Source organism: Pedobacter kyonggii, assembly GCF_004310665.1.
GTDB lineage: Bacteria > Bacteroidota > Bacteroidia > Sphingobacteriales > Sphingobacteriaceae > Pedobacter > Pedobacter kyonggii.
Genome location: NZ_SIXF01000020.1, coordinates 17,379 through 40,979 on the forward strand (window position 1 = coordinate 17,379; position 23,601 = coordinate 40,979).

At 37.2% G+C, this 23,601-nt stretch carries 27 protein-coding genes; 16 read left to right on the plus strand and 11 right to left on the minus strand.

Annotated features, from left to right (window positions below; genetic code table 11):
* Nucleotides 1-35: 35 nt before the first annotated feature.
* Together EYS08_RS17705 and EYS08_RS17710 are read right to left on the minus strand one after the other, a co-directional pair.
* Entirely contained in the window at nt 36-1,202 is a 1,167-nt protein-coding gene (locus EYS08_RS17705) for a putative sugar nucleotidyl transferase (protein WP_131031322.1), read from the minus strand.
* A 73-nt stretch (nt 1,203-1,275) separates the two neighbouring features.
* Nucleotides 1,276-1,524, minus strand: coding sequence for a type B 50S ribosomal protein L31 (locus EYS08_RS17710; protein ID WP_025142617.1), 249 nt, complete (start codon nt 1,522-1,524; stop codon nt 1,276-1,278).
* Nucleotides 1,525-1,844: 320 nt separating this feature from the next.
* Here EYS08_RS17710 and EYS08_RS25810 point away from each other — a divergent pair, with 320 nt between their 5' ends.
* Both EYS08_RS25810 and EYS08_RS17715 read left to right on the plus strand, forming a co-directional pair.
* Nucleotides 1,845-2,012 carry a hypothetical protein gene (locus EYS08_RS25810; RefSeq protein WP_165456496.1) on the plus strand — a complete coding sequence of 56 codons (168 nt, stop codon included), beginning with the start codon at nt 1,845-1,847 and terminating at the stop codon, nt 2,010-2,012.
* A gap of 9 nt (nt 2,013-2,021) precedes the next feature.
* Nucleotides 2,022-2,711 (plus strand): hypothetical protein, encoded by a 690-nt coding sequence (locus EYS08_RS17715; RefSeq protein ID WP_131031324.1) that lies wholly within the window; start codon nt 2,022-2,024, stop codon nt 2,709-2,711.
* 10 nt (nt 2,712-2,721) lie between these two features.
* On the opposite strand, the gene EYS08_RS17720 is transcribed toward EYS08_RS17715, so the two are convergent.
* Nucleotides 2,722-3,006, minus strand: a complete 285-nt coding sequence (locus tag EYS08_RS17720; RefSeq protein ID WP_131031326.1) for a hypothetical protein — start codon at nt 3,004-3,006, stop codon at nt 2,722-2,724.
* Nucleotides 3,007-3,284: 278 nt separating this feature from the next.
* Nucleotides 3,285-3,692, minus strand: a complete 408-nt coding sequence (gene mce / locus EYS08_RS17725) for a methylmalonyl-CoA epimerase (RefSeq protein WP_131031328.1) — start codon at nt 3,690-3,692, stop codon at nt 3,285-3,287.
* A 117-nt stretch (nt 3,693-3,809) separates the two neighbouring features.
* Here mce and EYS08_RS17730 point away from each other — a divergent pair, with 117 nt between their 5' ends.
* The 4 genes from EYS08_RS17730 to EYS08_RS17745 all read left to right on the plus strand — a co-directional run bounded on the left by EYS08_RS17730 (nt 3,810) and on the right by EYS08_RS17745 (nt 7,973).
* Nucleotides 3,810-5,021 (plus strand): IscS subfamily cysteine desulfurase, encoded by a 1,212-nt coding sequence (locus EYS08_RS17730; protein WP_029275719.1) that lies wholly within the window; start codon nt 3,810-3,812, stop codon nt 5,019-5,021.
* Nucleotides 5,022-5,126: 105 nt separating this feature from the next.
* Nucleotides 5,127-5,540, plus strand: a complete 414-nt coding sequence (gene iscU / locus EYS08_RS17735) for a Fe-S cluster assembly scaffold IscU (RefSeq protein WP_025142622.1) — start codon at nt 5,127-5,129, stop codon at nt 5,538-5,540.
* Nucleotides 5,541-5,619: 79 nt separating this feature from the next.
* The gene (locus EYS08_RS17740) at nt 5,620-5,946 is read left to right on the plus strand and encodes a HesB/IscA family protein (RefSeq protein ID WP_025142623.1); all 327 of its coding nucleotides are present in this window, start codon (nt 5,620-5,622) and stop codon (nt 5,944-5,946) included.
* A 110-nt stretch (nt 5,947-6,056) separates the two neighbouring features.
* Nucleotides 6,057-7,973 carry an AMP-dependent synthetase/ligase gene (locus EYS08_RS17745; RefSeq protein ID WP_131031330.1) on the plus strand — a complete coding sequence of 639 codons (1,917 nt, stop codon included), beginning with the start codon at nt 6,057-6,059 and terminating at the stop codon, nt 7,971-7,973.
* Nucleotides 7,974-7,997: 24 nt separating this feature from the next.
* Here EYS08_RS17745 and EYS08_RS17750 read toward each other — a convergent pair whose 3' ends face one another.
* Nucleotides 7,998-8,687, minus strand: coding sequence for a DUF2461 domain-containing protein (locus tag EYS08_RS17750; RefSeq protein WP_131031332.1), 690 nt, complete (start codon nt 8,685-8,687; stop codon nt 7,998-8,000).
* 230 nt (nt 8,688-8,917) lie between these two features.
* On the opposite strand from EYS08_RS17750, the gene EYS08_RS17755 reads away from it, so the two are divergent.
* The 3 genes from EYS08_RS17755 (at nt 8,918) to EYS08_RS17765 (ending at nt 11,583) form a co-directional block, all read left to right on the plus strand.
* Nucleotides 8,918-9,244, plus strand: a complete 327-nt coding sequence (locus tag EYS08_RS17755; RefSeq protein WP_131031334.1) for an MGMT family protein — start codon at nt 8,918-8,920, stop codon at nt 9,242-9,244.
* A gap of 278 nt (nt 9,245-9,522) precedes the next feature.
* On the plus strand, nt 9,523-11,232 hold the full coding sequence (gene lysS / locus EYS08_RS17760) for a lysine--tRNA ligase (protein ID WP_131031336.1): 1,710 nt from the start codon (nt 9,523-9,525) through the stop codon (nt 11,230-11,232).
* Nucleotides 11,233-11,370: 138 nt separating this feature from the next.
* Nucleotides 11,371-11,583, plus strand: coding sequence for a hypothetical protein (locus EYS08_RS17765; RefSeq protein ID WP_029275714.1), 213 nt, complete (start codon nt 11,371-11,373; stop codon nt 11,581-11,583).
* Nucleotides 11,584-11,662: 79 nt separating this feature from the next.
* Here EYS08_RS17765 and EYS08_RS17770 read toward each other — a convergent pair whose 3' ends face one another.
* Nucleotides 11,663-12,217, minus strand: coding sequence for a pyridoxamine 5'-phosphate oxidase family protein (locus EYS08_RS17770; protein WP_131031366.1), 555 nt, complete (start codon nt 12,215-12,217; stop codon nt 11,663-11,665).
* A gap of 156 nt (nt 12,218-12,373) precedes the next feature.
* On the opposite strand from EYS08_RS17770, the gene EYS08_RS17775 reads away from it, so the two are divergent.
* Entirely contained in the window at nt 12,374-12,871 is a 498-nt protein-coding gene (locus EYS08_RS17775) for a YdeI/OmpD-associated family protein (RefSeq protein WP_131031368.1), read from the plus strand.
* Nucleotides 12,872-12,970: 99 nt separating this feature from the next.
* Here EYS08_RS17775 and EYS08_RS17780 read toward each other — a convergent pair whose 3' ends face one another.
* Nucleotides 12,971-14,992 carry a M3 family metallopeptidase gene (locus tag EYS08_RS17780; RefSeq protein ID WP_131031370.1) on the minus strand — a complete coding sequence of 674 codons (2,022 nt, stop codon included), beginning with the start codon at nt 14,990-14,992 and terminating at the stop codon, nt 12,971-12,973.
* 115 nt (nt 14,993-15,107) lie between these two features.
* Nucleotides 15,108-15,647, minus strand: coding sequence for a DUF2892 domain-containing protein (locus EYS08_RS17785; protein ID WP_029280631.1), 540 nt, complete (start codon nt 15,645-15,647; stop codon nt 15,108-15,110).
* Between the two features lie 115 nt (nt 15,648-15,762).
* On the opposite strand from EYS08_RS17785, the gene EYS08_RS17790 reads away from it, so the two are divergent.
* The 3 genes from EYS08_RS17790 (at nt 15,763) to EYS08_RS17800 (ending at nt 17,753) form a co-directional block, all read left to right on the plus strand.
* Entirely contained in the window at nt 15,763-16,281 is a 519-nt protein-coding gene (locus EYS08_RS17790) for a thioredoxin family protein (RefSeq protein WP_131031373.1), read from the plus strand.
* 126 nt (nt 16,282-16,407) lie between these two features.
* Nucleotides 16,408-17,088 (plus strand): uracil-DNA glycosylase, encoded by a 681-nt coding sequence (gene ung, locus EYS08_RS17795; protein WP_131031374.1) that lies wholly within the window; start codon nt 16,408-16,410, stop codon nt 17,086-17,088.
* Entirely contained in the window at nt 17,088-17,753 is a 666-nt protein-coding gene (locus EYS08_RS17800; protein WP_131031375.1) for an alpha/beta hydrolase, read from the plus strand. Before ung ends, EYS08_RS17800 begins: the two co-directional genes overlap by 1 nt.
* A 131-nt stretch (nt 17,754-17,884) precedes the next feature.
* Here EYS08_RS17800 and EYS08_RS17805 read toward each other — a convergent pair whose 3' ends face one another.
* Nucleotides 17,885-18,355 carry an Lrp/AsnC family transcriptional regulator gene (locus EYS08_RS17805; protein ID WP_025142637.1) on the minus strand — a complete coding sequence of 157 codons (471 nt, stop codon included), beginning with the start codon at nt 18,353-18,355 and terminating at the stop codon, nt 17,885-17,887.
* 127 nt (nt 18,356-18,482) lie between these two features.
* On the opposite strand from EYS08_RS17805, the gene EYS08_RS17810 reads away from it, so the two are divergent.
* Complete coding sequence (locus tag EYS08_RS17810) at nt 18,483-19,145, plus strand: metal-dependent transcriptional regulator (RefSeq protein WP_131031376.1); 663 nt, start codon at nt 18,483-18,485, stop codon at nt 19,143-19,145.
* The gene (locus tag EYS08_RS17815) at nt 19,132-20,997 is read left to right on the plus strand and encodes an Nramp family divalent metal transporter (protein WP_131031377.1); all 1,866 of its coding nucleotides are present in this window, start codon (nt 19,132-19,134) and stop codon (nt 20,995-20,997) included. The genes EYS08_RS17810 and EYS08_RS17815 overlap by 14 nt, the downstream gene beginning before the upstream one ends.
* A gap of 105 nt (nt 20,998-21,102) precedes the next feature.
* On the opposite strand, the gene EYS08_RS17820 is transcribed toward EYS08_RS17815, so the two are convergent.
* The gene (locus EYS08_RS17820) at nt 21,103-21,582 is read right to left on the minus strand and encodes a TlpA family protein disulfide reductase (RefSeq protein WP_131031378.1); all 480 of its coding nucleotides are present in this window, start codon (nt 21,580-21,582) and stop codon (nt 21,103-21,105) included.
* Between the two features lie 606 nt (nt 21,583-22,188).
* Between EYS08_RS17820 and smpB the strand changes: the two genes are divergently transcribed.
* Nucleotides 22,189-22,638 (plus strand): SsrA-binding protein, encoded by a 450-nt coding sequence (gene smpB, locus EYS08_RS17825; protein ID WP_208745894.1) that lies wholly within the window; start codon nt 22,189-22,191, stop codon nt 22,636-22,638.
* A gap of 225 nt (nt 22,639-22,863) precedes the next feature.
* Here smpB and EYS08_RS17830 read toward each other — a convergent pair whose 3' ends face one another.
* Nucleotides 22,864-23,520 carry a protein-L-isoaspartate(D-aspartate) O-methyltransferase gene (locus EYS08_RS17830; protein ID WP_131031380.1) on the minus strand — a complete coding sequence of 219 codons (657 nt, stop codon included), beginning with the start codon at nt 23,518-23,520 and terminating at the stop codon, nt 22,864-22,866.
* Between the last annotated feature and the right edge of the window lie 81 nt (nt 23,521-23,601).

A 23,601-nucleotide genomic window follows, 5' to 3' on the forward strand; every position in this document is an offset into this window, starting at 1 on the left:
ATGCTTGGTTGATCTTTCCAGATCGGGTTTTTATATTAAAATCGTCTATACGATTCAGTTAATTCAAATACTTTAGTAACAATATCCTTTTCTACCTCATCAAAAACTATATTTTTTCGGGCATATACCTTTTCGGTTGTTTCGAACATTTTATTCAATTTATAAGCATCGAAACCACCGGCACCTCCCCAACTAAAATCGGGTATGTGGTTTGGAGGGAAGCCCGCACCAAAAACATTTGCTCCAATACCAACAACACTGCCAGTGTTAAACATGGTATTTATGCCAGTTTTAGCATGATCGGCCATAATTAAACCACAAAACTGCAGGTTAGTATTACGCATTTTTTTACTTTCGTAATCGTACAGTTTTACTTCGGCATAGTTATTTTTCAAATTCGAATTATTGGTATCGGCACCAATATTACACCACTCGCCCATTACCGAATTGCCTAAATAACCCTCATGGCCTTTAGCGGAATTGCCCCAAATTACCGAATTGTTAATTTCACCTCCTGCACGGCTATTCGGGCCTATGGTAGTACCCGAATATATTTTGGCCCCCATTTTTATAGATGAGTTATCGCAAAGTGCAAAGGATCCCCTTATTAAAGAACCTTCCCAAACCTCGGCATTCTTACCGATATAAATCGGTCCGTAAGTAGTATTAAAAACACTGCATTCGGCTTTTGCACCTTCCTCCAGAAAAATATCATCACCGAGAAGCTGGTTCGTACTGCTTATCTTCGCTGAGCTACGCCCTTCGGTTAGCAATTTAAAATCTTTTCTGATCTCAACGGGATTATTCCCGAAAATATGTTCAGGATAAACAATCTGTATAAAATCACCAGTGTATTCTAGCGGCCTTAGCGATTTAACCGATTCTAAGTCGTGCCGATCTGCGATATATGCGATTATGACATCTCTTTTGTAAAGCACTTCACCTGCTTTAAGTTTGTCTACGGCGTTTAGCAAAGCTTCATCCGGACAAACAGACCCGTTTATAAACAAATCGGCATTGGGTTTTGGCGCAAACTTTATAGAGAGGTAATCTTGGGTATGAAAGCCAAAATCGGCTTTTAAATATTTTGCCCATTTCTCGGCAATGGTTAAAATACCAATGCGTAAATCGGCCACTGGCCTGGTAAACGTAAGTGGACGGAGAGATGCCCAGCAGGAATCATCAAAAAGATTGATTGTCATAAGCAACAAAAATAAAAAAAGTCCCGATGCTTTTGGCAAAGGGACTTCAAAAAATGCTTTTTTGTTGCTAAAATTATTTCTTAGCGTAACGGTTTTTGAATTTATCGATACGTCCTGCTGTATCAACCAATTTCATTTTACCAGTATAAAAAGGGTGTGAAGTGTGAGAAATCTCTAATTTATAAAGAGGATACTCGTTACCATCTTCCCATTTAATTGTTTCTTTAGTATCTACGCAAGATTTTGTTAAGAAAGCATATTCGTTAGACATGTCTTTAAAAACAACTGGTCTGTAGCTTGTTGGGTGCAAATCTTTTTTCATTTGAATATTATTTTTAGTTATTTGTGTGAAAGCATCAAGAACATTTTTGCAATTTGCTGGCAACAACGCTTATGACATTTCCTATTAGTCTTTCTACCTCTATTTTAGAGGATGCAAATATCTTAATTTTATTTTTGATTTACAAGCCTAAATTAAAATTTTAAATTATAAGATTTCCAGGCATCTGCTTTAGTAAAACTGATTTTAAACAATGTTTACTGTAAAACGATTGCTCCATCCACATATAATGCAGCAAACCTAACTTTTTTGGACTGAATATTGTTTTTGAGATATTTAAAAAATATGTGTAAATTTGATATATGAGAAAAGATAACGAGTTTGATGGAATTATCCATTCTAGCAGTAACGGAAAACTCTATATTAAAAGCCCCGATTTCTTTGCGCAGCCAAGGATCAGACAAATGGTGGGTGCTTTAATGGAATCGAGTATCTTCAAAAAGATAGAAAAGGATAAAAACAAGAAATAGCCAATATAGATGCCTTTTAACCTGCTCTTATTCCCTCTTGTAGGCGGCTACTATATTCTTATTAGATTCAGATACCTTAGATACGTACAATATCGGTTAGAAAACCAACGTGTACTGTTAAATTCTGCTTTTGCAGGCATCCTTCTTTTAGGCGTATGCTTTTTATTAAGAGGATTATTCATTGCCATCTTTCCTGAAACCGTTGAACAACTAAGCAGATTACTTCCCATCCACACGCCATATTTCGGAACCACCAGCATGTCGTTATTTGTGGCTGTAGGTGCTACAGAAATCGCAAATCTTTTTATTAATCGCCTTAAAGCAATAAAAAGGGCCATAGCGACTTCGGGAAATGAATTTGAACTTCTACTGAGTTCGTCTTTTTTTGATGCCCACCTCTTACAATTTACAATGGATAGCGGAAAGTTTTATATTGGCTGGGTTAAAGAATTACCAAAACCCTTTACCACCAGTTATATCCGCATTACGCCTGCTTTTAGCGGTTACCGTAAGGCTGACGATAAAGAACTGGTTTTTACCACACAGTATTTAACAGTTTATGCCAGTTATATCGAAGATGGCTCTGTTGCAAACACAGATGAGTTAAAAACCGACCTCGTATTAAAAGCAGATAAGATCAATTCCATTTCGTTTTTTGATATGGATATGTACAACCGTTTTAACCCTTCGCAAGAATAAGCTTCCATTCCTAATCTTTCTTTTGACTATATTTTTTCCAGGTTTCTATTTTGGCCTTCTGACGGACGAGATAGGCATCAGCAATTACTTCAGCCGAACTAGAGCCTTCAACCGTTTCCAGCAGCTCCTTTAATTTATACTGATCTACATCTGCCTTATATAATATCTGGATCAATTTTGGAAAGTCGTTATCGATTAAATAAGCAAATGCATCAACCATTGCATCGCGCAACTGAGTTTCGGAAAGATCATCTGGCATATCGAAATCTTTGTTGATGATACTAATTAATGACATGGAATAGGATTTTTAGGATTACAGGATTTTAGGGGTTAAGTTTTATATTTTAAGCAATTTTGCACTAACCAAAGAACCACAGGCCAATTTAAATAAACCTGATAATAGCGGCAGCTCCCGATTCTTCATCGGGACTATAGCGGTTAGCAGGACTGAAAATGCAATGGAATGCGGAACCAATCGTTTTCAAAATTACAATGAAGTTATTTAACCGCTTTAAGATCCCCGCATGCGCGAGGATGACGGTATCGAAAAACTAAACTCCATCTTCTATCCTTTTAAATCCATTTAATTTCCTGGCAGATCTCAATCAGTACGCCATTGGTATCTTTTGGATGTACAAAACACACCATTTTATTGTCTGCCCCCTTTTTTGGTGAATCACTGAGCAGCACAAAACCTTCTTTGTGCAGGCGTTCCATTTCGGCCAGGATATCATCAACCAGAAAAGCGACATGATGAATCCCCTCTCCTTTTTTTTCGATAAATTTAGCAATTGCACTATCTGGCGCAGTAGCCTGAAGTAATTCTACCTTGTTTTCGCCAGTTTTAAAGAAAGCCGTATTTACAAATTCGGATGCAACTTGTTCAGTTTTATAGCAATCGGTATTGAGCAGTTTCTGATAAATGTCTATAGAACTGTTAAGGTCTTTTACCGCGATGCCGATGTGTTCTATCTTATTCATGGATTATAAGGTTATGTGAATGTAAAAATGCAGCTTTTCTCTATAAGGTCATAGCTATTATTTATAATTGTTAAATAAGTTTTTTCGTATCTTTGTATTATAATTAACAGAATAGAGATGAAACAGCCGATATATTTAGATAATAATGCAACCACCCCGTTAGATCCAAGGGTGTTGGAAGCAATGCTACCTTACTTTACAGAGAAATTTGGAAATGCCGCAAGTCGTAATCACGCGTTTGGCTGGGTGGCTGAAGAGGGTGTAGATTATGCCCGTGAGCAGGTAGCCAAACTAATCGGCTGTACTGAAAAAGAAATTATTTTTACATCAGGTGCCACTGAAGCCGATAACCTGGCTATTAAAGGTGTATTTGAAATGTACAAAGAAAAAGGTAACCACATTATTACTGCGGTTACTGAACATAAAGCGGTTTTAGATACCTGCAAACACCTGGAGAAAAACGGTGCACGTGTAACTTATTTAGGCGTTAAAGAAGACGGTTTAATTGATTTAGCTGAATTAGAAGCTGCTATGACTCCTGAAACTATTTTAGTTTCGATTATGTATGGCAACAACGAAATCGGTGTAATTCAACCAGTTAAAGAAATTGCAGCAATTGCACACAAACACGGTGCTTTATTTATGACTGATGCTACGCAAGCAGTCGGTAAAATTCCGGTTGATGTAAATGCTGATGGTATTGACTTAATGGCTTTCTCGGCACATAAAATGTACGGTCCGAAAGGTGTTGGTGTACTTTACGTTCGCCGTAAAAACCCAAGAGTTAAAGTTACCGCACAAATGGACGGCGGTGGCCACGAGCGCGGAATGCGTTCTGGTACATTAAACGTTCCTGGTATTGTAGGTTTAGGTAAAGCTTGCGAACTTTGCCGTTTAGAGATGGAAAGCGAATCAGTTCGTTTAGCTGCTTTACGTGATAAGTTAGAAACTACTTTGAACAAAATGGAAGAGAGTTATGTTAATGGTAATACACAACACCGTTTACCACACGTAGCCAATATCTCTTTTAAATATGTTGAAGGTGAAGGTTTAATGATGGCGATGAGTGATTTAGCAGTATCTTCAGGATCGGCTTGTACTTCAGCATCTTTAGAACCATCATACGTTTTAAAAAGCTTGGGTTTATCTGATGATTTAGCTCACTCTTCTATCCGTTATGGTTTAGGAAGGTTTACAACTGAAGCAGAGATCGACCAGGCTATTGAAGTGACTCAAAAAGCAGTTAATCACTTAAGAGAACTTTCTCCACTTTGGGAAATGTTTAAAGAAGGAATTGACTTGAGTAAAATTGAGTGGGCGGAACACTAAGCCAGTTTGGAGTTGGCAGTTTTGAGTAGGCAAACTGGTAATTGAAAATTGGTAATTGAAAACTAAAAACAAAATTGCTCCGTAAGGAGATAAAAAAATAAAATCATGGCATATTCAGAAAAAGTAATTGACCATTACAATAACCCACGTAACGTAGGTACTTTAAATAAAGACAGCAAATTTGTAGGAACAGGATTAGTTGGTGCACCTGAATGCGGCGACGTAATGCGTTTGCAGATTGAAGTTGGAGAAGATAATGTAATCACTGATGCTAAATTTAAAACATTTGGTTGTGGTTCTGCTATTGCTTCTTCTTCTTTAGCTACAGAATGGTTAAAAGGAAAAACAATTGACGAGGCTTTATCTATTGACAATATGGATATTGTTGAAGAATTGGCTTTACCTCCAGTGAAAATTCACTGCTCGGTTTTGGCAGAAGATGCAATTAAATCAGCCATTAACGATTACCGTGTTAAAAATGGTTTAGAAGCAATTGTGTTAGAAAAATCGCACCATTAATAAGTAACTAGACAGTAAGTATCTAGCATCAAGACTATAATAATTCAATCTTGATACTAGATACTAAATACTCGATACTATGATCACAATAACAGATAAAGCAAAAGAAAAAATCACCCACTTAATGCAGGATTCGGAAATGGGTTCTGATTACTTTTTACGCGTTTCCGTAAAAGGTGGTGGCTGTTCGGGCTTATCATACAATTTAGATTTTGATAACGAAGAACAAAAAGGCGATCAGTTTTTTGAAGACAGAGGAATCAAAATTGCTTTGGATATGAAATCATTCCTTTATTTAGCCGGAACTGAACTCGACTTCACTGACGGTTTAAATGGAAAAGGTTTCAACTTTATAAACCCAAATGCCAGTCGTAGCTGTGGCTGTGGCGAAAGCTTCTCTGTTTAAAATCTTATAAAACATATTATTTAAGGGCCCCGAAAATTTCGGGGCCCTTTTGTATTTTTAAACCAAAAAGCCTTATAATTGTTAATTATAATTAGCGAACCAATACGAGCATGCCATTAATAAACGAATTTTCAACTGTTCCTACCTTGTTGCGGAATGTTGTAAAAAACATCCATAAACCTCAAGAAACCTTTTTGATCCATAAACAAGGTACAGAATGGACTGAAATTTCTTATGAAGATACTTTAAAAAGAGCCGACGCTGTTTCTGCTTTCTTTTTAGAGAAAGGAATAAAAAAAGGCGACCGATTAGGATTAATGATCGAGAATTCTCCTGAATACGTTTATTATGATCAGGGAATACAGCAGATTGGTGTAATTAACGTATCTATTTACCCCACGCTTTCTGAACAGGAAGTAGCTTACATCATTAACGATTCTGGCATAAAAGCTATTCTTATCGGGAACAACTTTTTATACCGTAAAGTATTAAAGGTAGCAGCCAATTGCAAACAGTTAAAATATATTATTCCTGCTTTTAAAGATTTTGAAAAAGTTGTTATTCCAGAGGACGTACATGTAGAAGTTATTGCCTTTTCTGATATCCTGGCGCTTAAACATCAGGTTACGGCTGCCGAAAGGGCTGATATAGACCAATGCAGAAGTTTGGTTTTACCTGACGATGTTTCCTCTTTAATTTACACCTCGGGAACAACAGGAACCCCAAAAGGCGTAATGCTTACCCATTATAACTTTGTTAAGAATGTGGAGGTTTGCCTGCAACAGATCCCTGTGATTGATCAAACGGAAACTTTCCTTTCCTTTCTACCGCTATCGCACGTATTCGAGCGTACAGCAACTTACCATGTTTGCTGCGCACAGGGCTGTAAAATTGCATTTGCCCAAAGTTTAGAATTATTGGCTAAAAACATGGGCGAAGTTCGTCCTACCGTAATGAGCTGCGTTCCGCGCCTTTTAGAACGCATACACGATAAAGCGATAAAAGGAGGAACTGCTGGTGGAGGTACAAAAGCAAAAATATTTACCTGGGCCTTAGAAACTGGTAACAAATACCGTTTAGCAAAAGAAGCTGGCAAAAACCCAGGCTTCATTTTATCAGCCAAAAAAGGAGTAGCAGAGAAACTGGTTTTCAGTAAAATCAAAGAAAAAACAGGTGGCCGTTTAAAGTTTATGATTTCGGGCGGTGCCGCTCTACCTAAAAATGTGGGTGAATTTTTTGGTGATTTAGGTATTAAAATATTAGAAGGATTTGGCTTAACAGAAACCTCGCCCGTAATGTCGGTTACCGAATACCACAGGCAGGTTTATGGCACTGTAGGCCGCGTAATTCCAGGAATTGAAGTGGGTATACAAGATGTCGAAACTAAAGAAATGCTCAGTATCCAAACGCACAATACTTTTAACGAAGAATTTGAATGTGCTGAAGGTGAAGTAATTGTACGCGGTCACTGCGTAATGAAAGGCTACTTTAACAAACCTGCAGAAACAGCCGAAGCGATAGATAAAGACATGTGGTTCCATACCGGAGATATTGGCCGTTTTTATAAAGGTAATTTACAGATCACCGACCGCCTAAAAAACATGATCGTAAATGCCTATGGCAAAAATGTTTACCCTACCCCGGTAGAAAATATCTACTTAAAAAGCCCAAAAATTGATCAGCTTTTTTTAATTGGAGATAAACGTGAGTTTATTACAGCAATTATTATCCCCAACAGGGAAACTTTGGAAGAAACCTTTAAACTCAAACCATCATTTTTTGAAGAGGCTGATCCTTTTATCCGCGATCAGGAAATTATAGATTGGATGGAACAGGATATTAAAAAAATATCAAACGAGCTGGCTAAGTTTGAGCGCATTAAAAACTTTAAGATCAAGCGTAATCCTTTCAATATAGATGAAGGAGAAATTACCCCTACCATGAAAGTTAAACGTCGTATTGTAGAAAAGAAATATGCCGAAGCAATTAACGAAATGTATGAGGAAGGTATAGAAGCCGAATCATAATTAAATAACTGATACAAAAATCAATTACAGTTCCAATCCATTTGCATCGGTTGTTAATATTTCGCTCATATAATCAAAGAAAGGTCGCATATTTTTAAATTCCTGATTACAATACCCCAGGTATTCTTTGCTCATAACTTGCTCATCAGTAAATCGATGAACCAAAAGAAATTGCTTATATCGTAACAGATCGATATCCGGATGATCTCCATCAAAACCCTTTGGAGCAGTCTTTAATTGCTCGCCTTTCAAAGTTTCGAAGGAAGCAATAAAAGTTTCATCACTTAATATGTCTCTCAAGGGTCCGGCATCAAAAGCTATATTTTCCCTTATCAATTTCAAATCTTGAGGAGAAGGCCCGAAAAAACCACCAGCCACAAAACTATTACCTGGTTCGATATGAAAATAATAACCACCCCTTCTTTGTTTACCTGCCCGTTTAAAACTTCCGCTCCAATGTGTTTTATAAGGCGTTTTATCATTTGAGAAACGGGTATCGCGGTATATCCGGTATAAACTTTTCTTTCCCGATGGTGTTTCAATCACATCGTGAGTATTCATGAGGTCTAATAAATCCTGTGCAAAAGCTTCTATGTATGCAAGTTCTTTCTGGTAGGCTGTTTTATGGTCATTAAACCACTCACGTTCGTTGTTATTTTTTAATAACCTTAAAAATTCAAAACTAGAAGGCGGTATTTGTTTTATATCGGGCATCGTTTTCTAAATGGCTATTCACATCCAAACAAATATAATATCTGTAAAACACTAAATTCATATCGTTGAAAAATTTACCCGATTAAATACTTAAAAACTTCAGAAGGGATCTGACCATGGAGTAGTTATTATACCAATGAAACTATAGAAAAGTCCTTAATAAAATAAATTCCAATGACGAATTATGAAACAGATATATTTAATAGCTTTATGTATCATTTGCCAAAAGGATGAAACACGATTTATTTTTTGAACAGGTTTGGGATTTAACCAGGGAAATACCCAAAGGAAGGGTAACGTCTTACGGAGCAATTGCAAAAGCCATTGGCACGCCTAATTTATCGAGAATGGTTGCCAGAGCCATTGGTGCTTGCGGGTCAGCACAGCCTCCTGTTCCTTATTATAGAGTAATCAGCAGCAATGGCTTGCTCAGCGGCGATCCATCATCTACAGCTAAAAGACAGGAACTCCTCGAACGCGAAGGCGTTGAAATTAAAAACCTGAAAGTTCAAAACCTTAAAAAGGTATTCTGGGATCCGTTAATTGATATGGAATAAATACTGCTGGTAAGTTTCCCATCATCCATTTTTTATCTCATTGGCTTTTAACATGCTAAAATGCGATGTTATATCTAATAAAGCATTTAGTAATTACAATAGCTTTCTTATCTTTGCAACCATCTGTTTTAAGTGGATAGCTAATTAGTCCTGAAAATTGAATTTTTTCCAATATTAATTCAAAATTTAATCAGCTAATTATTTCTTTTTCATTAAAGCACCAAAATTTAACAATAACAAAAAATGCAAGAGCATTACTTTTGCAAAAAATACCTGAAATGAGTATAGGATTATCAGAACAAGAAGTATTACGACGTGAGTCGCTAAAACAATTACGCGCATTAGGCATTGAGCCTTATCCTGCAGAAGCGTATGAAGTAAATGCATATGCAGCAGATATATTAGCTAATTATGCAGTAGATAAGACAGCATACAAGACCGTAGTATTAGCAGGTAGAATTATGAGCCGTAATATTATGGGCGCTGCCTCGTTTACGGAGTTACAGGATTCTACCGGCCGAATTCAAATCTACTTAAAGCGCGATGAACTTTGTCCTGGTGATGATAAAACCTTATATAACACAGTATTTAAAAAACTTTTAGATATCGGCGATTTCATTGGCGTTAAAGGATACGTATTCACTACGCAAACGGGAGAAATTTCTGTACATGTTACTGAATTTAAGGTACTTTCTAAGTCACTGCGTCCTCTACCAATCGTTAAACGCGATGATGAAGGTAATGTTTACGATGGATTTACCAATCCGGAATTGCGTTACCGCATGCGTTATGTGGATTTAACGGTGAACCCTGATTTTAAACAGATCTTTATCAAACGTAGCAAGGTGATTAACACCATGCGCAATTATTTTGATAACCAGGGTTGGATGGAAGTAGAAACGCCTATCCTCCAGCCGATTCATGGTGGCGCAGCGGCGCGTCCTTTTGCCACACATCATAATACTTTAGATATGCCGCTTTATTTGCGTATTGCAAATGAACTTTATTTAAAAAGATTAATCGTTGCAGGTTTTGATGGTGTATATGAATTCGGTAAAATGTTCCGTAACGAAGGGATGGACCGTACGCATAACCCTGAATTTACTTCAATGGAAATTTACGTTGCCTACAAAGATTATATCTGGATGATGGCAATGGTTGAAGAATGTTTAGAAAAAGTAGCTATTGCAACAACTGGTGCAAGTGTAGTTAAAGTTGGTGCCAACGAAATTAATTTTGAAGGACCGTACGAAAAATTAACCATGTACGAGTCGATCCAAAAATATACTGGAATTGATGTTTCCGCAATGACAGAAGAAGAAATTGCGCAGACTTGTAAAGATTTAGGTATCGAAATCGATGATACGATGGGCCGCGGTAAACTAATTGATGAAATTTTCGGTGCTAAAGTTGAAGCGAATTTAATTCAGCCAACCTACATTACCGACTACCCAATCGAAATGACACCGCTTGCTAAAAAGCACCGTACGGCAGAAGGTTTGGTAGAACGTTTTGAACTATTTGTTAATGGTAAGGAGATTGCGAATGCTTACTCAGAATTAAACGATCCTATTGACCAAAAAGAGCGTTTAGAAGATCAGTTAAAGTTAGCTGCACGCGGAGATGATGAGGCCATGGCCATGGATGATGATTTCGTACGTGCATTAGAATATGGCATGCCGCCTACTTCAGGTTTGGGTATCGGTATTGATCGTTTGGTGATGTTAATGACCAATCAAAGCACCATCCAGGAAGTTTTATTCTTCCCGCAGATGCGTCCTGAGAAAAAGAAAATAGAAATGACATCTGAAGAAACAGAATTATATGCACTGGTTTCAGAAGGCGAACAATATCTGTTAACTGAAGTAAAAGGGAAACTGGCTGATTGGAGTAATAAGAAATGGGATACAACCTTAAAAGCTTTAACTGCAAAAGGAATCTTAAAAGTTGCCAAAACAGATGATGGCTTATTCTTATCGCATAAATAGTCGAATCTGATGCCTGAAAAAAGGCGATTGCGGATTTGATTTTAACAAAAACATAACATAAACTTAAAAGGCTTGCTAACAATTGTTTAGCAAGCCTTCTCTATATTTACAGCAATCGATAATTAAAATCATTGCGATATGAATACGTCAAGTTTAGAAATCAACGAAAGAGAGTACTGCATTAAATTAAGCAAAGATGCTTTTGATTTAACGCTGGTACGTCAGTTAATAAAAAGAATCCAGGCCGAAGCCTTATTCTTCTCAAGAGTACAGGCCGAAGAAGAAGATATCTTAAGCAAAAGAGCTCAAAGAGAAGAATTTGAAGGATTCGATTATTTAGGAGATAAATAATCAGTTTGCAGTTGGGAATTCTCAGTTGATAGTTGATTGCAACAATTAACCAGTTAACCGATTCCAGCAGTTACCCCTTTTAATCAACCTCCAAAGTTCCTTCTACCGAATCATCCATTGTTTTTCCTGTAATTACCGACACTGCCATTTTTAAAAATGCAACTGCAGTGCCGTGTTTGGTATCCCAATAGTATCCCTCCGAAGGGATAACCTTAATCAAGGTAATATCTGGATCGTCTTTCCCTCCCTGAAACCATGTTTTAATAAACGGGCTCCAAAGCTCGTCGATTTTAGCCTGATCTCTAATGATTTCCGAAATTCCATAAATATTTACAAAACCCGAGTGTGCACCTGCCTGAAACAACAGATGAGTAAAAGGATCACTAGAAATTTCGTCATTTTTATGACTGTCTTTCATGCTCATAAACCAAATGTTCCCCTCATCGTCGACCTGCTGAATGGCCATTGGCCTTACCGATAAGGGTACACCAGTTTTAATATTGGTACAGAAAAAACAGCTTTCGGCCTTTTCAGCCAAGCTCCTAAGTTTTTCGATGGCTGCTTTACCACCCAAATCTTTAATATTATTTTCTTCCTGAGTATTGTTGGTACTCCCTTCTTGTGATGTTGCCATAGTATTAGATTTTATATAAACTACAATGGAAAATAGCGTTTGGTTTTGATTTTTTTTGCGATGAACGATTGGCGAATGGAGTTAAGCAGCGCGCATAGCGTCTGATTTATTGGCAAAAAATTATGGAGTTTTAATCAAAGACAATATCTTTAATTAATGGATAATAAGAAACCTGTGCCATTTACTGCTGAAATTAAGATTATTGGCATCAATCCCTTTGTATTTGTACCGGAAGAAGCATTAAACTATGTTTTCCATCAAGCTGGGAAGGACAAAGGTCAACTTGCGATTACGATGAAAATTGATGGACATGGGTTTAAACAAACACTGGTAAGGTATGCAGGCGATTGGCGTTTGTACCTGAATACGCCTATGAGAAAAGCGGCAGGCAAAGATGTTGGAGATACTGCAAGCTTCGAAATTGAATTTGATACTGAAGAACGAACAATAAGGATAAATCCTAAGTTAGAACAGGCTTTAGTAGAAAATAAACAAGCTAAGGATGTATTTGACGGCCTTGCCCCCCATTTACAGAAGGAAATTATACGTTATATTGCCAACCTCAAAACGGAAGAATCGGTAAACCGCAATGTAAAAAAGGCTATTCAGTTTCTTTTGGGTAAAGAAAGGTTCATCGCCAGAGATGGGATTTAATGGAAAATAGTACCATAACTACAGCGTCCCCATTCTGACCCCTTATTGACTATAGTACAAAGGACAATTGTTAACTGTCCTTTGTACTATAATATTCTCTTATAATAATCCGCGTTTTTTAAGCATTGGTTTAATATCAGGATTATGTCCCCTGAAATTAAAAAACATTTTGCCAAGATCTTCGGTATTTCCTTTGGACAGAATCATATCCCTAAAACGCTGACCATTTGCCCTGGTCAATCCTCCATTCTCCTGAAACCAAGAAAAGGCATCATTTTCTAGCATAGAAGTCCAGCTATAGGCGTAATAACCTGCGGCGTAACCATTACTCCAGATATGCAGAAAATAGCTGGAGCGGTAACGTGGCGGCACATACGATAAATTTAGATTGGTTTTCTTTAAAGCCTCGGCTTCAAATTTGTCGACATCCTCCAATGGTGAACCAGGAGAAATCGTATGCCACTGCATATCCAGATCAGCTGCTGCCAATGCTTCAGTAAAAATATACCCCTGGTTAAATGAACTCGCCTTTTTAATTTTATCTAACAAAGCCTGTGGCATCTGTGCTCCGGTTTGATAGTGAAGGGCATAATTCTTTAATATTTTTGGATCGGAAGCCCAATGTTCATTAAACTGGGAAGGAAATTCCACATAATCGCGGGCTACACTTGTACCAGAAAGACTGGGATATTGCTGGTTGGCAAACAGACCATGTAAACCGTGTCCAAATTCATGAAACATGGTTGTAACATCATCAAAACTAATTAATGCTGGTTTTCCGGCTTCGGGTTTGGTAAAATTACAGACATTATAAATAACGGGTATCGTGCCGAATAGCTTAGATTGGGGAACAAGGTTATCCATCCAGGCACCACCATCTTTATTATCACGCTTATAGTAATCACAATAAAACAGACCTAGCTGTTTCCCGTCTTTGTCTATCACATCAAAAACACGAACATCTTCCTGGTAAACAGGTAAATCTTTACGTTCCTTAAAAGTAATACCGTAAAGTTGTGTTGCAGCATAAAAAACACCATTGATGAGTACTTTATTTAACTCGAAATAGGGCTTAACCTCATTTTCATCTAAATCGAATTTTGCTTTGCGGACTTGTTCGGCATAATAGTCCCAATCCCAAGGAGCTAATTTAAAGCCACCTTTTTGCTGATCGATTACGGCTTGTATATCTGCCGCTTCACTTTTTGCTTTAGCGGTAGCAGCCGGAATAACTTTACTAAAAAAATCTTCAACTGCTTCGGGCGTTTTAGCCATCTGATTTTGCAATTTCCAAGCCGCATAATTTTTAAAGCCAAGCAATGCAGCCTGAGCAGAACGGATCTGTGCAATTCTTGAAATTATTTTACGGGTATCATTTGCATCGCCTTTTTCGGCCCTGTTCCATGATTTGTTAAAAAGTTCTTCTCGCTTGGCACGATCGGCCATTGATTGCAATTCAGGCTGTTGAGTAGTATTTTTTAAACCTTTACCGGCTGCCTGTAACTGTGCAGTAAACTTTGCACCCAAAGTAGCTTCTTCTTTATTCAGCTCTTTAAGCTTATCTTTGTCAGCATCAGATAGCTTTGCTCCTGCCAATTCAAATTTTTGGTAATAAGACTCTAGTAAGCGCAACGATTCGGCATCCAGTTTCAGCTGATCCTTCTTTTTGTAAAGGGTTTCTACCCGGTTAAAAAGTTTAGTATTTAAATAAATGGCATCGGTATTTGCAGTTAATTTAGGAGCCTCCTCTTCTTTAACCTTTTGCAATTCGGGATTGGTATTGGCACCTGTAAGTAGGTTAAAAACCATACTTGTCCGGTTCAGCAATTGTCCGCTTTTTTCAATGGCCAAAATGATATTTTCAAAACTAGGTGCTTCAGTCTGATCAGCAATTTTCTGGATTTCGTCCATCTGCTGCTTCATTCCTTCTTCCAATGCGGGTTTAAAATCGCCGGTTTTAATTTTGTCGAAGGCAGGCGCCTGAAAGGCAAGTTCGCTTGCTTTAAAAAAAGGATTAGCCGATGAAAAGCTTTCATTGCTTTCTTCAGCATCTTTTTTGTTATTGCAAGCACCTAGAATGACTAAGGAAGCCAGTATGGGTAAATAAGATACTTTTTTCATGAATATTTAAAAGTTAGTTATCCATAAAAATAGCAATTTATACGCTGCAATTTTCAATAAACAAAATTGAGCTGAAACAAAAAAGCCATCCAAGTTAAGAAATGGCTTTAAAATTTTATCTGTAACGAACTTGCTGTTGCTTATCCATCATGCCCATCTGATCTTTCATTTGTTTAATCTGATCGGCCAGTAATTTATTTTTATCTGCTTTTTTAGCTTCTGCAAGGTACATGGTCGCTTCGCGTTTGTTACGCTTAGCCATTGCAATACCTGCTAAACTTAATTTTGCTAAAGCAATGTTATGATCCATTTGCATGCCCAATGCAAGCGATTTTTTGAAATACTTCTCACTTTGCATCGGTGCTGTTCTGCTTTCAATTAACCCAATCAATAAATTATAATAACCATGTTGAACTTTGATCAACTGCGTTTCGTAATTGGTAATCCGATCTAAAAACATTTTTGCTTTAGGCATGTTATCTTTTCTAAGAAACCATTGTGCTAAAAGCATGTTCTCATTAAAGAAATAAGTTACAAGCACAATTATTCCCAATAAAATGGCAACAATGCCCCAAGGCCAAAAGCCGAAAATAAATAAAGCTACTGCGCCACCCAGTAAAGCAAACCCCGCAATTAATCTGATAATATTTGGCATAAATTTTATTCTAATTATTTTTTTTTGCAAATATCGTGTTTAAATGGCAGAAATTAGATTTTAAAACAATAATTTCATTAAAAATTTAAAAGCTCACAAAAACCGTCTCTTAAATATGAAAATCCTATTATCCCTCACCCTAATCGTACTTGCAATGAATGTTTCTGCACAAGAAGTTAATAAAAAAATACACGATCAAGTCCACAATAAAGATATTCTGATTAACGCCTGTACGCGTGAAGGAATTACCACTTTTCCTGAATTTAAAGAAATGTACGATCCACTTTACACGGCATATGTACCCGATGCAGCAACCATGATCGAACTGAAAAAACTGGTTAAAAACGAGAAAATAAAAATTGTTTTGGGCACCTGGTGCGGCGATAGCAAAGCAAACGTACCAAACTTCTTTAAAATTTTAGATGCCTTGCACTTTAAAGGGAAAAACGTAGAAATTATTGCAGTTGACGGAAATAAAAAAGCTGAAAATGGCATTATAGACGGCCTGGATATTGTAAGGGTACCAACTTTTATTGTTCTTGATAAAAAAGGAAAAGAACTGGAACGGATTATAGAGGGGCCAAAAACAACACTCGAGGGTGATTTACTAGCGATATATAAGAAGAAATCTTAAACTTTTGAGACGACTTGTGGTTCATCGTCTGATAGTTTATGGTTAATAGCCTACCGGCCAAATGAACGCCCAAACCATTGACCAAGCACAAATTTCATTTTACATTACATATCTTACATAAAAAACATGTCTGCAGCATTAGAACCAGGTTGGTTAGCCGTTTTAGAGGAAGAATTTAAAAAAGACTATATAAAAAGCCTTAAGTCTTTTCTACAGGAGGAGAAAGACAAAGGAGCCACAGTTTACCCAAAAGGTACTGATATTTTCAACGCATTAAACACCACGCCATTTGACCAGGTAAAGGTTGTAATTTTAGGTCAAGACCCCTATCATGGTGTTGGCCAGGCTCATGGCCTATCCTTTTCGGTACAACGCGGCGTAGCCGTTCCTCCATCATTAAAAAATATTTACAAGGAACTGGAAACTGATATTGAAGGTTTTAAAACGCCAAATCATGGGCACTTAACACATTGGGCAGAACAAGGTGTATTGTTGTTAAATGCAACTTTAACTGTTCGTGCTTCGGAAGCAGGCTCGCATCAAAACCGTGGCTGGGAAATTTTCACTGATGAAATTATTAAAGCTTTATCTCAAAAACGCGAACATATTATATTTCTTTTGTGGGGTAAATATGCGCAACAAAAAGCGGCTTTAATTGATCAGAAAAAACATTATGTACTTACAGCTGCCCATCCATCACCATTTTCTGCCTACAATGGCTTTTTTGGATCGAAACATTTCTCTAAAGCAAATCAGCTTTTAGTACAGAACAACTTAAGCCCTATCGACTGGAACTTACCAGCCTAATGAATACTTATTTTATCAGCGGTTTAGGTGCCGATAAAAGGATTTTTTCTAAGCTAAAGCTTACTGAAAATATCAATATAATTCATATCGATTGGATTATTCCGAATAAAAACGAGTCATTAGCTTCGTACGCCGACCGACTAAGTAAGGTGGTTGACTTAAGCCAACCGTTTGCTTTGGTGGGCGTGTCTTTTGGAGGGATGATTGCAGTAGAAATTGCTAAAATATTAAAACCTGCAACAACGATTATCATTTCGAGTACCATGTTGAGTGCTCATCTACCAGCATTATATCGCTTCGCAGGCAAGCTAGGTCTACTGAAATTTATCCCCGCTCAGTTTTTAAAATCATCGAACAAGCTCACTCAAAATTATTATTTCGGTACGCGTTCCAGTAGTGAGAAAACTTTGTTGAGCAAAATTATAAAAGATACAGACCCTTATTTTTTGAAATGGGCAATCGGAAGTATTTTAAGCTGGGAAAATAAAATCAAACCTAAAAACACTTACCATATCCACGGTACCAACGATAAAATTTTGTATTCAAAAATCGCACAACCCGATTTTGTGATTGAAAACGGAACGCACTTTATGGTTTATCAAAATGCTGAGGAAATTTCGGGAATTATTGATAAAATAATATTGGATAATCGCACGTCATGCTGAATTCATTTCAACATCTTTATTGAGATGAAAGACCCTGAAATAAATTCAGGGTGACGACAGTACAATTTCCCACAAAAGATTGCCACATTCCGATGACGATCATGCTTAAAAGCCCCTTTAGGGGTATGGGGTTAATACTCCAGCGGCACAATTGGTTCTTTCTTAGTGGTCGACATGATCATCATCGTTTGGAAAGTTTTAACCACAGAAATCTTACTGATTTTATCCATAATTAAACGTTCGTACGCTTTAATGTCTTTCACATAAACCTTTAACAAAAAATCGGCCTGACCAGTAACGTGGTGACACTCTGTGATTTCCTTGATTTGATTTACCTCATCCAAAAAGATCTGAATGGTATTGTTTTTATGAAAATCGAGTTGAATCTGAATAAAGGTTTTAATACCTAAGCCCAGTTTTTCTTCATCTACCAAAGCATGATAACTTTTAATATATCCTGCCATTTCAAGCTTGCGTACACGTTCTAAAGTTGGCGCAGGTGATAAACCAATTTCTTGGGATAAAAGCAAGTTGGTAATTCTTCCATTCTCTTGAAGAATTCTTAAAATTTTAAAGTCAATTTTATCTAATTCAGATGCCATATGGTGTTAAAGGTATTTGAGAATACAAACATAACCAAATTATATTCTAAATTTTAACATAATTTATCATATATATTTTAAATAAAAATTTTTAGATTTACCTAAAAATAAAATTAGATAAATATAAATGCAAAGTTACACGGAAGAGAACTATCTAAAGACTATTTACCATCTGGCAGAGAAAACAATAAACGTTCAAACCAATGCCATTGCAGAGCAAATGCAAACCAAACCGGCATCTGTAACTGACATGATCAAGAAATTAGCCGATAAAGGTTTAGTTGATTATATTAAATACCAAGGCGTTACTTTAACCGAAATAGGAAAGAATACAGCAATAGATATTGTACGAAAACATCGCTTATGGGAAGTTTTTCTGGTTGATAAATTAAACTTTAAGTGGGATGAGGTACATGATGTGGCTGAAGAGTTGGAACATATTAAATCAATTGAGCTGATTGAAAGACTAGATGAGTTTTTAGGCTTTCCGAAAGCCGATCCTCATGGCGACCCCATTCCCGATAAAAACGGAAGATTTGCCAAAACCCAGTTTATAAAATTAATCGAACTAAAAATTGGCGATCAGGGCACCATTACAGGTGTTACCCAGCATAGTTCAGCATTTTTAAAACATTTAGAAAAATTAGGCTTAACCTTAGGCAAAAAAATTCAGATTAGCGATGTGACAGATTTCGATGGTTCAGTAGAAATCCTGTTATCCGATAAACAAGTTAATATTAGTAGAGAAGTTGCAAAACATATTTTAATCAGCAGTAATGGCAAAAACTGAATCGTTAAGTGAAGTACATCAAAGTGTAAATACAGATAAAAGAAAAGGCTGGAGGAGAATTTTAGCTTTCATTGGTCCTGCTTATTTAATTAGTGTTGGCTACATGGATCCAGGTAACTGGGCAACCGATTTAGCTGGTGGTAGTAAATTCGGTTACCAATTAATTTGGGTTTTACTGATGTCGAACCTCATTGCGTTACTCTTACAATCGTTAAGCGCCCGTTTGGGGATTGTGAGAGGTCTGGATTTAGCACAGGCGTCTAAACAAGCTTATCCGCGCTGGGCCAATATTCCATTATTTGGCCTAGCACAAACCGCAATTATAGCCTGCGATTTAGCCGAAATTATCGGGATGGCCATTGGCTTACAGCTCCTTTTCGGATTGCCTTTAATCTGGGGGATTTCGATTACCATTTTCGATACCATTTTACTGCTCTTTTTACTCAATAAAGGCATGCGGGCCATGGAAGGCTTTATCGTTTCGATGGTTTTTATTGTAGGTATTTCTTTTCTGGTTGAAATGTTTATTGTAGAACCCTCGCTTAAAGAGGTAGCCAAAGGTTTTGAGCCCTCTATACTAAATGGCGACGCGCTTTATATTGCCATCGGGATTATTGGTGCCACCGTAATGCCGCATAACCTGTATCTGCATTCATCTTTAGTACAAACCAGGAAGATTGAGCGTAGTAATAAAGGAATTAAGGAGGCTTTAAAATTTAACCTCATTGATACAACGGTTGCGTTAAATCTTGCTTTTTTTGTTAATGCCGCTATACTAATTCTTGCAGCAGCCGCCTTTTATAAAAATGGATTACACGAGGTGGCCGAAATTCAGGATGCACATAAACTACTTTCGAACATTTTTGGCAATGTTGCTCCAACCCTATTTGCTATAGCGCTAATCGCCGCCGGACAAAGTTCTACTGTTACCGGAACTTTAGCAGGACAGATTATTATGGAAGGCCACATTAACTTAAGGATTCAACCTTGGTTACGACGCATGATTACACGTCTTTTAGCCATTATCCCTGCATTTTTCACTATATTACACTACGGCGAAAACGCACTTGGTGGCTTGTTGGTGCTGAGTCAGGTGGTGTTAAGTTTGCAATTGGGTTTTGCCATTATTCCATTAATTCATTTTACATCAGATAAAAAACTGATGAAAGATTTTGCAATTAAACCATGGGTTAAGATATTGGCATGGGCAAGTGCTTTAGCTATTATCGCATTGAATGTAAAACTGGTAATTGAAGAAATAAGCGGCTGGGCAAAAGAGGCCAATAACTGGTGGATTTACGTGATTGTAATACCAGCATTAATCCTTGTCGTTTTACTCTTGCTTTATGTTTTCTTCCACCCGTTAATAGAAAAGAAAAAGAATGCATCAAAACAGCTAGTACCTCATGGGAATGCTTTGGATATTGGGAAAATAGACAAAATCAGTTATAAGCGAATAGGAATTGCCGTAGATTTCTCTAAAAACGATCGAAACACGATCAGGCATGCTTTAATTCAAGGTGGTAAAGATGCACACTATTACCTTATCCATGTTGTAGAAACTGCTGCAGCCCGCTATCTTGGTAATGAAGTAATGGACCATGAAACACAGAGCGATGCTGCTAACCTAGAGAAATATAGGGCTAACCTGGAAGATCTTGGATATGATTCTACGCCTTTTATAGGTTTTGGCAGTACCGGTAAAGCCATAGCAGATATCAGCAACAAAAATGAGATGGAGCTATTGGTAATGGGTGCACATGGTCATAAAGGCTTAAAAGACCTTATTTTCGGAACCACCGTCGATTCTGTACGGCATAAGGTAAATATTCCGGTTTTGATTATCCGGTAAAACTTACTCATCGTTTTATAACATAAAATTAACCACAGATCAAAAGGATGAACACAGATATCAAAATCCTTGTTTATCTGTACAATCTATGGCTAAAAAATAAGATTATTTACCTACTACCGTCATTAGCTTTTTTACGCCACCATCTCCCGATTGGTACATCAGCAGTTTACCAGCTGAAGAATATAAGTACATTGATGGGTATTGCTTTGGCAAAAAGGTCGGGATAAACATGCGTTTTTTATCCTGCAATACCAGTACATTAGGCTTGGTATTTAAACCCTTGGCATAAGAATTGAAAAACTGCGGAATGATATACCCCTCATCCATGGTAATCATGTAAATATTAACGTCCTTAAACTTGGCATAATTGGTGTTCAGGTTTTTACTTTCCCTCTGGCAGTGCTCACAAGTACAATCAAATAAGATAAAAAGGTTCTTTTTTCCTTGTTTAATATCATTATTTGAAAATGGTTTTCCATCAAGTTTGTAAAAGGTGAATTGTGGCAATAAAGTAGGTTGCTGTGCTTCTGCCTGAAAAGTAACGGCTAACAATAAGATTAAAAGTAGGTTCCTGAATTTCATTTTTGAGATTTAAAGTCCAAACTTAAACGAATAAATACGAACATAATAATATATCCTTAGCTTTTACAAACAGATGAACATTTTTTATCCAAGAGAAGTCAAGTTTAAACAGGCAATTGCACATAAAACTTGACTTCTCTCCAATTCAAGCATTATAATTAGAAAACGAAAGGCAGTTTTTAATAGCTGTTGTAGTCCCGCCATCCGCTTTACTTCGTTACACTGCGTGTTCGCTCCTGTCGGGTTTAGAGAACAAAGGGCTGTTACCAAACAGTACCGTCCTTATTTATCGGAATGTGAAAGATTTATTTTCTTGCAGCACCCAAAGTTAAATAAACCCGATTGACGCGGAAACCAAAAGCTTTTTCTGCTTTTGTTGCAGCAAAAAGCGGGACTGAGGCTGCCAAAAGAACTGCCCGTACATTTCCAAATCATAAGAAACTAAAAAATATTGCAGTTTGCATAAAAATAAACTGTGACCGCTACAAGCCTTAACTTAATGTGATTAAAACTAAATTATCACATCAATTTTTAGGATATTTGCAACCCGGCATGTATAATTTATACCATTGCTGAATATTACAACAACATATACTTATTACAATTTTGAAAAACGACATCAACATAAAGAATAAAAGAGCATATTTCGACTACAATCTTTTAGATAAATACGTAGCAGGCATTGCCCTTTTAGGAACTGAAATAAAAGCGATCAGACAAGGTAAAGCCAACATGACCGATGCATTTTGCATGTTTATTGGGGGGAACCTGTACGTGCGCAACCTTCATGTTTCGGAATACTCACACAGCTCTTTCTATCATCACGATATTAAACGCGACCGCGCCTTATTACTGCAGAAGAAAGAAATCAGAAAATTAAAGCTTAAAGGCGAAGAAAAAGGTTATACCATAGTTCCCTTACGCATTTTCATCAATGAAAGAGGTTTCGCTAAAATAGAAATTGCTTTGGCCCAAGGTAAAAAAGAGTTCGACAAACGCGACAGCATTAAGGATAGAGATACCAAACGTGAGTTGGATAGAGCGATGAAGAGATAGGTTAGTTTGGAGTTGAGGGTTTAGGGTTTGGAGGTATTTAACTTTAAATTTTCGTGGTGTCAGATATTCCTATCTGACACTAAACCTACTTTTGCTCCTGATTCACCTAATAGCCCAATCTTTTCTTAATATACTTATTAGTCAGATGTTACAATCTGACTGCACATTTAAAATTAGGAGTTGAATTTTTTACTCAAAACTCCGATCTCCAAACTCACAACTCGTTTACCAGGCTTGGTCGCCCACCAAAGGCACAAACCTAAAGGTATCCAACACAATTTTTTCGTAGTCTGTTTCGCTTACTCGAATAACAGTAACCATTTTCTGGGTTTTCTCATCTCCTACCGGAATGACCAGAATACCGCCGATTTTTAATTGTTTTAATAATATCTCCGGAACCAAAGGGGCACCTGCAGTAACTATTATTTTGTCGTACGGCGCGTGTGCAGCAATTCCTTTCGAGCCATCGCCACAATAAAAAGTAGGCCGGTAACCCATTCCGGGTAAAACCTGAATGGTTCTATTGTAGATATTCTCTTGTCTTTCGATGGTAAAAACATTTGCGCCTAGTTCTATTAAAATACAGGTTTGATAGCCCGAACCCGTTCCGATCTCGAGTACCTTATCTCCTTTTTTAATGTGCAAAAGCTCACTTTGGTAAGCAACGGTGTAAGGTTGGGATATGGTTTGGCCATCACCTATTGGAAAAGCAATATCTTTGTAGGCTTGATTCCAAAAAGTTTCATCAAAAAAGAAATGACGTGGAACTTTACCTATGGCTGTTAACACATTTTCATCTTCAATTCCGCGAGATTTTAACAACTCAACCAGTTTTTTTCTCGCTCCACGTTCTCGGTAATTATCAACAAATTTATACGCCATGAGCTTCAAAATTAGCGTTTCTTAAACGGTGAAACAAGATAAAGAAATCCACATTAGTGTAAGTAACACTAAATCAAAACT

What these genes read in the sequence shown, in the direction of transcription:
- EYS08_RS17780 (WP_131031370.1), bottom strand. Translation starts at nt 14,992, where the DNA reads ATGAAAAAAGTATCTTATTTACCCATACTGGCTTCCTTAGTCATTCTA.
- EYS08_RS17710 (WP_025142617.1), bottom strand. Translation starts at nt 1,524, where the DNA reads ATGAAAAAAGATTTGCACCCAACAAGCTACAGACCAGTTGTTTTTAAA.
- EYS08_RS17715 (WP_131031324.1), top strand. Translation starts at nt 2,022, where the DNA reads ATGCCTTTTAACCTGCTCTTATTCCCTCTTGTAGGCGGCTACTATATT.
- EYS08_RS17730 (WP_029275719.1), top strand. Translation starts at nt 3,810, where the DNA reads ATGAAACAGCCGATATATTTAGATAATAATGCAACCACCCCGTTAGAT.
- EYS08_RS25810 (WP_165456496.1), top strand. Translation starts at nt 1,845, where the DNA reads ATGAGAAAAGATAACGAGTTTGATGGAATTATCCATTCTAGCAGTAAC.
- EYS08_RS17820 (WP_131031378.1), bottom strand. Translation starts at nt 21,582, where the DNA reads ATGAAATTCAGGAACCTACTTTTAATCTTATTGTTAGCCGTTACTTTT.
- mce (WP_131031328.1), bottom strand. Translation starts at nt 3,692, where the DNA reads ATGAATAAGATAGAACACATCGGCATCGCGGTAAAAGACCTTAACAGT.
- EYS08_RS17720 (WP_131031326.1), bottom strand. Translation starts at nt 3,006, where the DNA reads ATGTCATTAATTAGTATCATCAACAAAGATTTCGATATGCCAGATGAT.
- EYS08_RS17830 (WP_131031380.1), bottom strand. Translation starts at nt 23,520, where the DNA reads ATGGCGTATAAATTTGTTGATAATTACCGAGAACGTGGAGCGAGAAAA.
- EYS08_RS17770 (WP_131031366.1), bottom strand. Translation starts at nt 12,217, where the DNA reads ATGGCAACATCACAAGAAGGGAGTACCAACAATACTCAGGAAGAAAAT.
- EYS08_RS17765 (WP_029275714.1), top strand. Translation starts at nt 11,371, where the DNA reads ATGAATACGTCAAGTTTAGAAATCAACGAAAGAGAGTACTGCATTAAA.
- EYS08_RS17775 (WP_131031368.1), top strand. Translation starts at nt 12,374, where the DNA reads ATGGATAATAAGAAACCTGTGCCATTTACTGCTGAAATTAAGATTATT.
- EYS08_RS17740 (WP_025142623.1), top strand. Translation starts at nt 5,620, where the DNA reads ATGATCACAATAACAGATAAAGCAAAAGAAAAAATCACCCACTTAATG.
- EYS08_RS17810 (WP_131031376.1), top strand. Translation starts at nt 18,483, where the DNA reads ATGCAAAGTTACACGGAAGAGAACTATCTAAAGACTATTTACCATCTG.
- EYS08_RS17745 (WP_131031330.1), top strand. Translation starts at nt 6,057, where the DNA reads ATGCCATTAATAAACGAATTTTCAACTGTTCCTACCTTGTTGCGGAAT.
- EYS08_RS17785 (WP_029280631.1), bottom strand. Translation starts at nt 15,647, where the DNA reads ATGCCAAATATTATCAGATTAATTGCGGGGTTTGCTTTACTGGGTGGC.
- ung (WP_131031374.1), top strand. Translation starts at nt 16,408, where the DNA reads ATGTCTGCAGCATTAGAACCAGGTTGGTTAGCCGTTTTAGAGGAAGAA.
- EYS08_RS17815 (WP_131031377.1), top strand. Translation starts at nt 19,132, where the DNA reads ATGGCAAAAACTGAATCGTTAAGTGAAGTACATCAAAGTGTAAATACA.
- EYS08_RS17750 (WP_131031332.1), bottom strand. Translation starts at nt 8,687, where the DNA reads ATGCCCGATATAAAACAAATACCGCCTTCTAGTTTTGAATTTTTAAGG.
- EYS08_RS17805 (WP_025142637.1), bottom strand. Translation starts at nt 18,355, where the DNA reads ATGGCATCTGAATTAGATAAAATTGACTTTAAAATTTTAAGAATTCTT.
- EYS08_RS17800 (WP_131031375.1), top strand. Translation starts at nt 17,088, where the DNA reads ATGAATACTTATTTTATCAGCGGTTTAGGTGCCGATAAAAGGATTTTT.
- EYS08_RS17705 (WP_131031322.1), bottom strand. Translation starts at nt 1,202, where the DNA reads ATGACAATCAATCTTTTTGATGATTCCTGCTGGGCATCTCTCCGTCCA.
- EYS08_RS17755 (WP_131031334.1), top strand. Translation starts at nt 8,918, where the DNA reads ATGAAACACGATTTATTTTTTGAACAGGTTTGGGATTTAACCAGGGAA.
- EYS08_RS17790 (WP_131031373.1), top strand. Translation starts at nt 15,763, where the DNA reads ATGAAAATCCTATTATCCCTCACCCTAATCGTACTTGCAATGAATGTT.
- iscU (WP_025142622.1), top strand. Translation starts at nt 5,127, where the DNA reads ATGGCATATTCAGAAAAAGTAATTGACCATTACAATAACCCACGTAAC.
- lysS (WP_131031336.1), top strand. Translation starts at nt 9,523, where the DNA reads ATGAGTATAGGATTATCAGAACAAGAAGTATTACGACGTGAGTCGCTA.